General features: G+C 41.0%; 5 protein-coding genes and 1 pseudogene. All 6 read left to right on the top strand.

Features of this window, described 5'->3' with window-relative positions; genetic code table 11:
* Nucleotides 1–480, top strand: a pseudogene (locus AALA56_RS09480) (hypothetical protein); the annotation flags it as partial.
* A gap of 15 nt (nucleotides 481–495) precedes the next feature.
* On the top strand, nucleotides 496–1350 hold the full coding sequence (locus AALA56_RS09475) for an LPXTG cell wall anchor domain-containing protein (RefSeq protein ID WP_369909803.1): 855 nt from the start codon (nucleotides 496–498) through the stop codon (nucleotides 1348–1350).
* 44 nt (nucleotides 1351–1394) lie between these two features.
* The gene (locus tag AALA56_RS09470; RefSeq protein WP_369909802.1) at nucleotides 1395–5204 is read left to right on the top strand and encodes an SspB-related isopeptide-forming adhesin; all 3810 of its coding nucleotides are present in this window, start codon (nucleotides 1395–1397) and stop codon (nucleotides 5202–5204) included.
* A 134-nt stretch (nucleotides 5205–5338) separates the two neighbouring features.
* On the top strand, nucleotides 5339–5770 hold the full coding sequence (locus AALA56_RS09465) for a single-stranded DNA-binding protein (protein WP_369909801.1): 432 nt from the start codon (nucleotides 5339–5341) through the stop codon (nucleotides 5768–5770).
* A gap of 86 nt (nucleotides 5771–5856) precedes the next feature.
* Entirely contained in the window at nucleotides 5857–7005 is a 1149-nt protein-coding gene (locus AALA56_RS09460) for a glycoside hydrolase family 3 protein (protein ID WP_369909799.1), read from the top strand.
* Between the two features lie 220 nt (nucleotides 7006–7225).
* Nucleotides 7226–7480 (top strand): hypothetical protein (locus AALA56_RS09455; RefSeq protein WP_369909798.1); only part of this gene is annotated, 255 nt, incomplete at its 3' end.

The raw sequence follows: 7480 nt of genomic DNA, 5'->3' as shown, positions 1-7480 counted from the left end.
ACGTCTTTGAAGAAAGTGTATCTCCTGTTAGGAATGACCAGTGTTATCGCTTTAGGTGGCGTTATTGGGACTATTAGTTCAGCAACTCAGTTGTCTAAGCAGTCTGAACAGCTAACCTATCTCTATCAAGAAGAGAAAAATACCCAAATGGTAATGAAGGCAGAACATCAAATAGATGTTTTCAGTCGCTATTTTCTACCAAATTACTATTCTGGTAAAAAAGAGAATTTGGTTGATTTTCTCTCAGATGGAGATGCCAAATACACTGTTCCTAAAGAAGGCACTTTACAGTCAGTTATCCTTGAAAAACTGACTTATGATTCCAAAACAAAGCAATATAACGTGAGCTATGTGCTTTCTGTTAAAGAAGGCGACACAGTCTCCAATATTCGCTTAAGTTTTGTTGTTAAGGCTTCTAAAGGCTCTAAGTATGGTTATATAGTGACTACAGAGCCTAAAGCATCCAACTACATCAAATAAAAGAAAGGACATACCATGACAAAAAAACAATTACTTGCAACTCTTGCAACCTCAACACTTTTGCTATCTTCTACTGGTGTTGCTCTAGCTGATGAAGTGACACCAGTTGACCCAACAGCACCCTCTACAGAAGTGGTGACACCGTCAACAGGAACAGAAGCGTCAACAGACGTTACAACACCTTCTACAGAAACGCCAGCGACAACACCTAGCGACAGTGGCTCAACAACGACTCCAACGGTTCCAGTAGATCCAACCACACCATCTACAGACCAAGGAAAAGATAATGCTGGTGAGAATGTCACTGTCCCAGGCTCTGAAAGCCAAGGTAAAGATAACGCTGGTGAAAACGTTGATCCACAACCAACACCAGACAATCAAGGTAAGGATAATGCGGGTGAACAGGTTGATCCTAATACAGGTAATACCACTGTCCCAACCACAGACGGCGGTACAGCACAAGTGACCCCTGATAAGACAGTACCAACTAATAATCCAAGTATTTCCGCTGATGCGGCTAACCATGCAGGAGCTTCTCAGGTGGGAACAACCTCAACAGCTACTGGTCAAGTCGTTCAAAACGTGACCGCACAAGCTCCAGTAGTGACCAATACAGGCGCTACTATCGTAAGTACAAAGGATGGTCAACTTGTTCTTTCTGACGGCTCAACCGTCACTCCAGAAGCCGTTGGTGCAACAACTAACAGTGATAAGACAATCACCGTAACGAAAGCTGACGGCACAAAAGCAACTCTTCCAGAAACTGGGGATAAAGCTCGTAGTTTACTTTCTATTTTGGGAGCAGGTATGCTTGTAGCAGCTGGCTTCTTAGCACAAAAAATGTGGTCTCGAAAAGAAGGAAAGAACTAGTCAACATTCAAAACAAAAATAAGATAACTTAGGAGAACGTATTCATGAATTTTCAAGCAAAAACAACTAAAGGTCACGGTTTCTTTCGTAAATCAAAAGCATATGGTTTGGTCTGCGGGATTGCTTTAGGGACACTTGTCTTTGCAGGACAAGCACATGCGGATGAAGTGACAACACCTACAGATACGACAGCTGCTACAGAGCTTGTCGCTTCAACGCAAGAAGCACCTGTAGTCGCAACACAACCAACTAGCACCAATGATAACGATGCTTATGCCAAACAAGCAAACACTTCGACTGGGACTGAAACAGTGGCGGTGGATAATAGCGCTGTAGAATCTGCGGTTAAGGAAGCACAGGATACTGGTGTTGCAGTCTCTCAAGACGCTACGCAAGATCAAGGCACACCAACAACAAGCACTGAACTGGACACCGCTAAAGAAGCTATCAAGGCTGATCAGGATAAGCAAGTAGAAGTCATCAAAGCGACAACAACACAACAAGCTCAAAACAACACCGCTTATGAAGCAGCCCAATCAGCTATCACAGCTAACAACGATTATGTTGCTGACGCTCAAAAAACGTATGAGGCGGACACAACTGTTTCAGTCACAACCAACACAGCGACCGCTACAGACGGTACCGCTAAAACTAACACTGAAGCAAAAAAAGTAGCGGACAGCACGCTTGATAGCAATAAAAAAGCTGTAGAGACTTACGTTGCTGACAAGAAAGTCTATGACGCTACCGTTGCTAGCGCTAAAACGCTCAATGATGCTATTGAAGCAGCTAGCACAGAATTGAAGAAATCTGGAGCTACAGTCACAACTTCTAGTCAAGTCGTGCACACAGTAGATGAAGTGAATAGTTTGACAGCTTCAAACAATCAAAAGATTGCTGATGCCCAAGCAAAAATCAAAGAAAACACCGCTAAGCAAGAAGCCTACAACACAACCAAAGCGGAAAGTGATAAGACAAACTCTGATGCCAGTCAAAAAGCGGATGAGTTGAAAAAACTGGGCGCAACTGTAACCACAACGACAAAGACCGTGACAAGTGCTGCAGAAGCTAAAGAAATCGCAAGCCAAAACCAGAAAGCTTACGATGCTGCTAAGCAAAAACAAGCAGAATGGCAAAAGACTTATGATGAGTTACAAGCTAATACAACAAAAGAAGGCTACACAAAACAGGTTGTACTACAAGCTTTGGATTTCTCAAATGCTAATCCAAATGCAACTGTGACTTCCTCAGCTCAAGGTGCAGAAGCCACCACAACACCGTACATTGCTTCGTCCCGTGGAGCTTCAGGCTATGGACGTATACTAGATTCGACAAGTGTTTTAAAATATGCTAATGTCGGAGCAGGTTGGACAACAGAACTGGACTACACTAATCTTTCAGGCATTACGGTGACAACAGCTGATGGGGTTAAGCGTGACATTACTCGTATTCACCGTAGTTTCCAACTACTTAACAATGGTGCGACAGGATTAGATGATGTCTATGTCCTCAACGATCCAACCGAAGGTTTCGTTGTATCTCGTAACAACGGTACAGATAGCTATTCTGACTACATGAACTTTGCTATTACAGATACTTATTACTACACCGTAGACGGTCAAGAAGTTGCCTTTACAGCGTCAGATAAAACACCAGTAGCGATCACTTTCTCTTCTCTGAACAACAATGCTATTGGACGTGAAGGTGCACGTGCTACTAATGGAACAATGGTTGAAATCAATGGCTCTACTGTTAGCGTCCATGATGATAACATGGGATACGCTAATAGTTATAATAGCCCACAAGACGTTGGTGTAGAATGGGATACAACAACCTCCCCTTATCAATACAAGGGTGCCGTTATTGGTTACTTTACCAACGGTTCTCAATTCCAAATGGAATTTGCGCAGTGGGATGGACCGGCGAACTCTGGTGGTCAAACGTATTGGTTCGCCATTAACACAAAAGTTGTTTCCCCTGTGATTGAACCACCTGTTAGTGCTACCATTGTTAAAACAGTAGTTAATCCAGTCACTATTGAGCCTGTGACTGTCGCACTTGTCAAAGCTGAAAATCCAGCTAAACCAACGCTTGCTCTTACTAAACTAGCGAACACTAAGAACCAACAGTTAAAGGCTTCTTACCATAATTACAGCTTGCACTACAAGCCAGTTGTTTCAAAATCTGTTTCTGATACGGACAATGCTAACACTGACGGTAAGACAGTAGCTAAAGGTGATACTGAAGTTTATACACTAACGCATGACAATATCTATGCCAATGTCAAGGTTGGTGATCCAATTACAATTACGGATCCGCTAGAAGCTGGAGTTATTCCAGCTGAGGAAGAAAACTTGGCAGACAACACCGCTAAGGGCTGGACAGTAGCATACGATAAAGACAATAACACTTACACCTTTACTGCAACTTACAAAGGTAAGAAACTAGCAGCCCCAACTATTAAATGGAAAGGTGAATACGACAACGCTTATTACGACAATACTTACAAAGTGACCGTCGGTAACAACACGTATACAGTATTTTCAAATACCGTCAATAACCGCACCCCAGAGCCACCAAAACCTGTTAAATCAATCACAGACAATAGCGGTGCTGATATTAACGGTGCTAGCGTTATGGATAAAAATGTTAACTTCCATCTGACTACAGACTACAAGCCTTACACAACAATCTCAGCTTCTAAAGCTGCTATTGAAAAAGGATTTGCAGTTTTAGACGACGTTCAAGATGGAGCGTTTACTGTTGATGAAGCTAACATCAAGATGACCGCTGATAACAAGGATGTGAAAGACCTCTTTACGATGTACCATGTCTTGTCCGATGAAGCTCGTACGGAAGCTATTCAAAAGATTCTTGATAACTACGGAATGTCACCAGTTGGCGAGTTTTATCTCTGGGTAGCTAAAGCCCCAAACTCCTTCTATGAAAACTATGTCAAACAAGCTAAGAATGTCACGATTGACCTTCCAGCTCGCTTAAATGTTGACCCAGGTGTTAAAGTTTACAACGATTTCTTCCAAATTGATTTTGGTAACAGCTATCAATCTAACCAAGTGGTTGTTGAACGCCCAGACATCCAACCTGAAAAGCACGCTTTGGACAAGACAGACGATAGCATTGTCCTAGACAATCAAACAGTGCAAATTGGTGACTATATCCGCTACCTGTTAGATGGTGTGACTGTTCCAGTGAAACATGATACGTTGTGGCAATATGATGGTGTAGATCAGCTTGATACCGTTCACGATCGTTATACAGGCAACTACAAAGGTGTTATCATGGGAACACAATACACTGCTAAAGAAGATCTTGTTTTGCCTTATGATGTGACCTTGGAAGACGGCACATTTATTAAAGCTGGTGATACGATCAAAGCTGGTTCTAAATACGCTTTCAGATTTGAATTTGACCAAGACACCAATGATGAGTTCATCAACAAGATTGTCAAAATCACTTGGGACGCTGAAAAAGGCAAATGGTCTTACAGCATTGATAAAGAGTTCTTACACTCACTTGGTATTGAAGGTACATTTGATGTTGACTTTTATCTTGAAGTGGAACGTATCGCTGCAGGGGATGTGACAAATACTTTTGTTAACATTGTTAATGGACAAGAAATGGAAGCGAAGGTCATCACTCATACACCTGAAAAACCGAAGACTCCAACACTTGAAACGCCAACACCAGCTAAACCACAAGCTCAAGCGCCAGTGGCTAAACAAGCTGCTCTCCCAACAACAGGGGCAAATGACTCATTCCTAGCTATCTTAGCAGGTCTTTTCCTCAGCGGAGCAGGTTTAATAGGTATCCGTCGTAAAAAACAAAACTCATAAACGTTAATCAATTATACTTTAACACTCCAAGCCCTCTTTTGAGGGTTTTGGTTTATTGAATGGAAATCAAGTATCCGTTGATGTTTGGGATACAAGTAAATAGTCAAAACATTTTGAGAAAGGAGAATTAGACTATGCAAGAATTTATTGCTTATGGTCGTGTGTCCAACATTCCTGGTACTGCAGTGGGGAGAACTAGCAACGGGAACGTGAGTTTTAAATTTGATTTCGTGTGTGATTCTAGTTTACTAGATGATAAAGGAAAGCCTACTCCTAGCTTTTTCCATGTTCAGGTGTATGGTAAGCAGGCAGAACTGATGGCGCAGAGTCTGTCTAAAGGCTCTCCAATTCTTATTAAAGGAGAGATTATCCAACGTTCCTATACGGATAATCTAGGGGAACAACGCACTTATCAATACATTGCACCAGCCCTGCTTGGTGGTATTACTTTCCTAGAAAACAAGGAAGTCGCTCTTAAACGCAAACAAAAACAAGCTGCCCCTCAGCCAGCATCATCAGCTCAACCAAGTTATCCAGAGCCTATGAATGCAGATGAACCTTTTTAGTTAAATATAGAGCATGCAATCATTTGCATGCTTTTTTTTGAAAAAGGGGCTGATTATGTTTACAAAATGATATAATAAATAATGCTATGAGAAGAAAACTGAAGCCTATAGTTGTTTATCTGTTCTTTCTATCAGTAATGATTGGTCTTGTTTTGGCAGACCACTATAATAAAGTAGCGTCAGAAAAGCAACTTAAAGAGATAAAACCAACTGTTAGTCAGCGCAGTCCAAAAGAAAAAACAATAGATAATCTCCTACACAAGATGACTTTAAAAGAGAAAATAGGTCAATTATTCTGGGCAAGAGTACCTTATACCAACCAAACAGAAGATATTAAAACCTATCATTTAGGTGGCTATATACTCTTTGGAAAAGACTTTGAGGGGCAAAACTTATCAAGTGTTAAGTCGCTAATAGCTAGTTATCAATCAGCTGCTAAAATTCCTCTTTTGATTGGCTCTGATGAAGAAGGTGGAACAGTGACTCGGATTAGTAGTATTTTACAAACACCATTTCAGTCACCGATGAGTTTGTACCAAGCGGGAGGCATCAAGGCTATTGTCAGTGATACTAAAAGCAAATCTCAAACCTTAAAGTCAGTTGGTATCAACGCTGGTCTCTTTCCAGTAGCAGATGTAGCAACTGATTCATCCGCATTTATTTATGATCGCACCATTGGTCAAGATGCTAAAACAACAGCTAACTATGTGAAACGGGTTGTCAAAACCCTAAAAGAGGAGCAGATAGGCTCAACTCTGAAGCATTTTCCTGGTTACGGCAATAACGGAGATAGTCATACCTCAATTATTTCAGATAATCGCTCTTTAGAAACATTACGCCAAAACGACTTTCTTCCCTTTAAAGCAGGAATACAAGCAGGTGCAGATAGTGTCCTTGTCGCCCATAACATTTTAACTCAGATTGATACAGTTCCTGCTTCAATATCCCCAAAAGTACACCAAATTCTGAGAAAAGAACTTCATTTCAAAGGGGTTATTATGACAGATGATTTAGATATGGATGGACTGGCGGACTTTGTAAGCCAAAATGAGGCTGCTTATCAGGCGATTACAGCTGGTAACGATCTTATCTTGGGGTCTTCTTATTCAACACAGATTCCCTATCTGTTAGCTAAAGTCTCTTCAGGTGAACTGACCAAAAAGCGTATCAATGCTTCAGTCAAAAGGGTTTTATCTTGGAAATATGATTTAGGTTTATTATCAACTAAGAATTAAGATATTCAAAAAACCAGCGCATGAACTATCATGTGCTGGTTTTAGTTATAGCATAAGTGCCTATTAGTATATCATAATGACTGCTTGTAGGGCAATCCTATAAGGCTGCTTATCAATGATTTTTACATACTATAACACTCTGTCCCCTTAACGCAAACATTTTCTTTATCTCTTATACTGAAGGTGTATCCATAATTGATAAATAAGGAAAGGAGTGCTTATGGTTAAACAACAAGTGGATCAACGTTCGGACGAGTTGATGGCGGATTCGCTTCAGATAGAAAACTATTTGAAGCAAGGGCGTAACTGTCATTTGTATACTGTTCATCTGGGAATTGAGCAAGGTATCAGTTCTTATTGGGAACGGTACAAACTCGCCTCACCTCAGCTACAGTTTGAAATTTTTCTCTTTTCGAGTTTCTATGGAGAGAAGATAAGGCGTTTTCTAGAAGAAAGCAGGGGTGAGCGCTATGTT

This window comes from Streptococcus hyointestinalis, assembly GCF_041225505.1.
GTDB classification, from domain to species: domain Bacteria; phylum Bacillota; class Bacilli; order Lactobacillales; family Streptococcaceae; genus Streptococcus; species Streptococcus hyointestinalis_B.
Note: the sequence above shows the minus strand (reverse complement) of the source record. Positions and strands in the feature narration are given on the sequence as shown.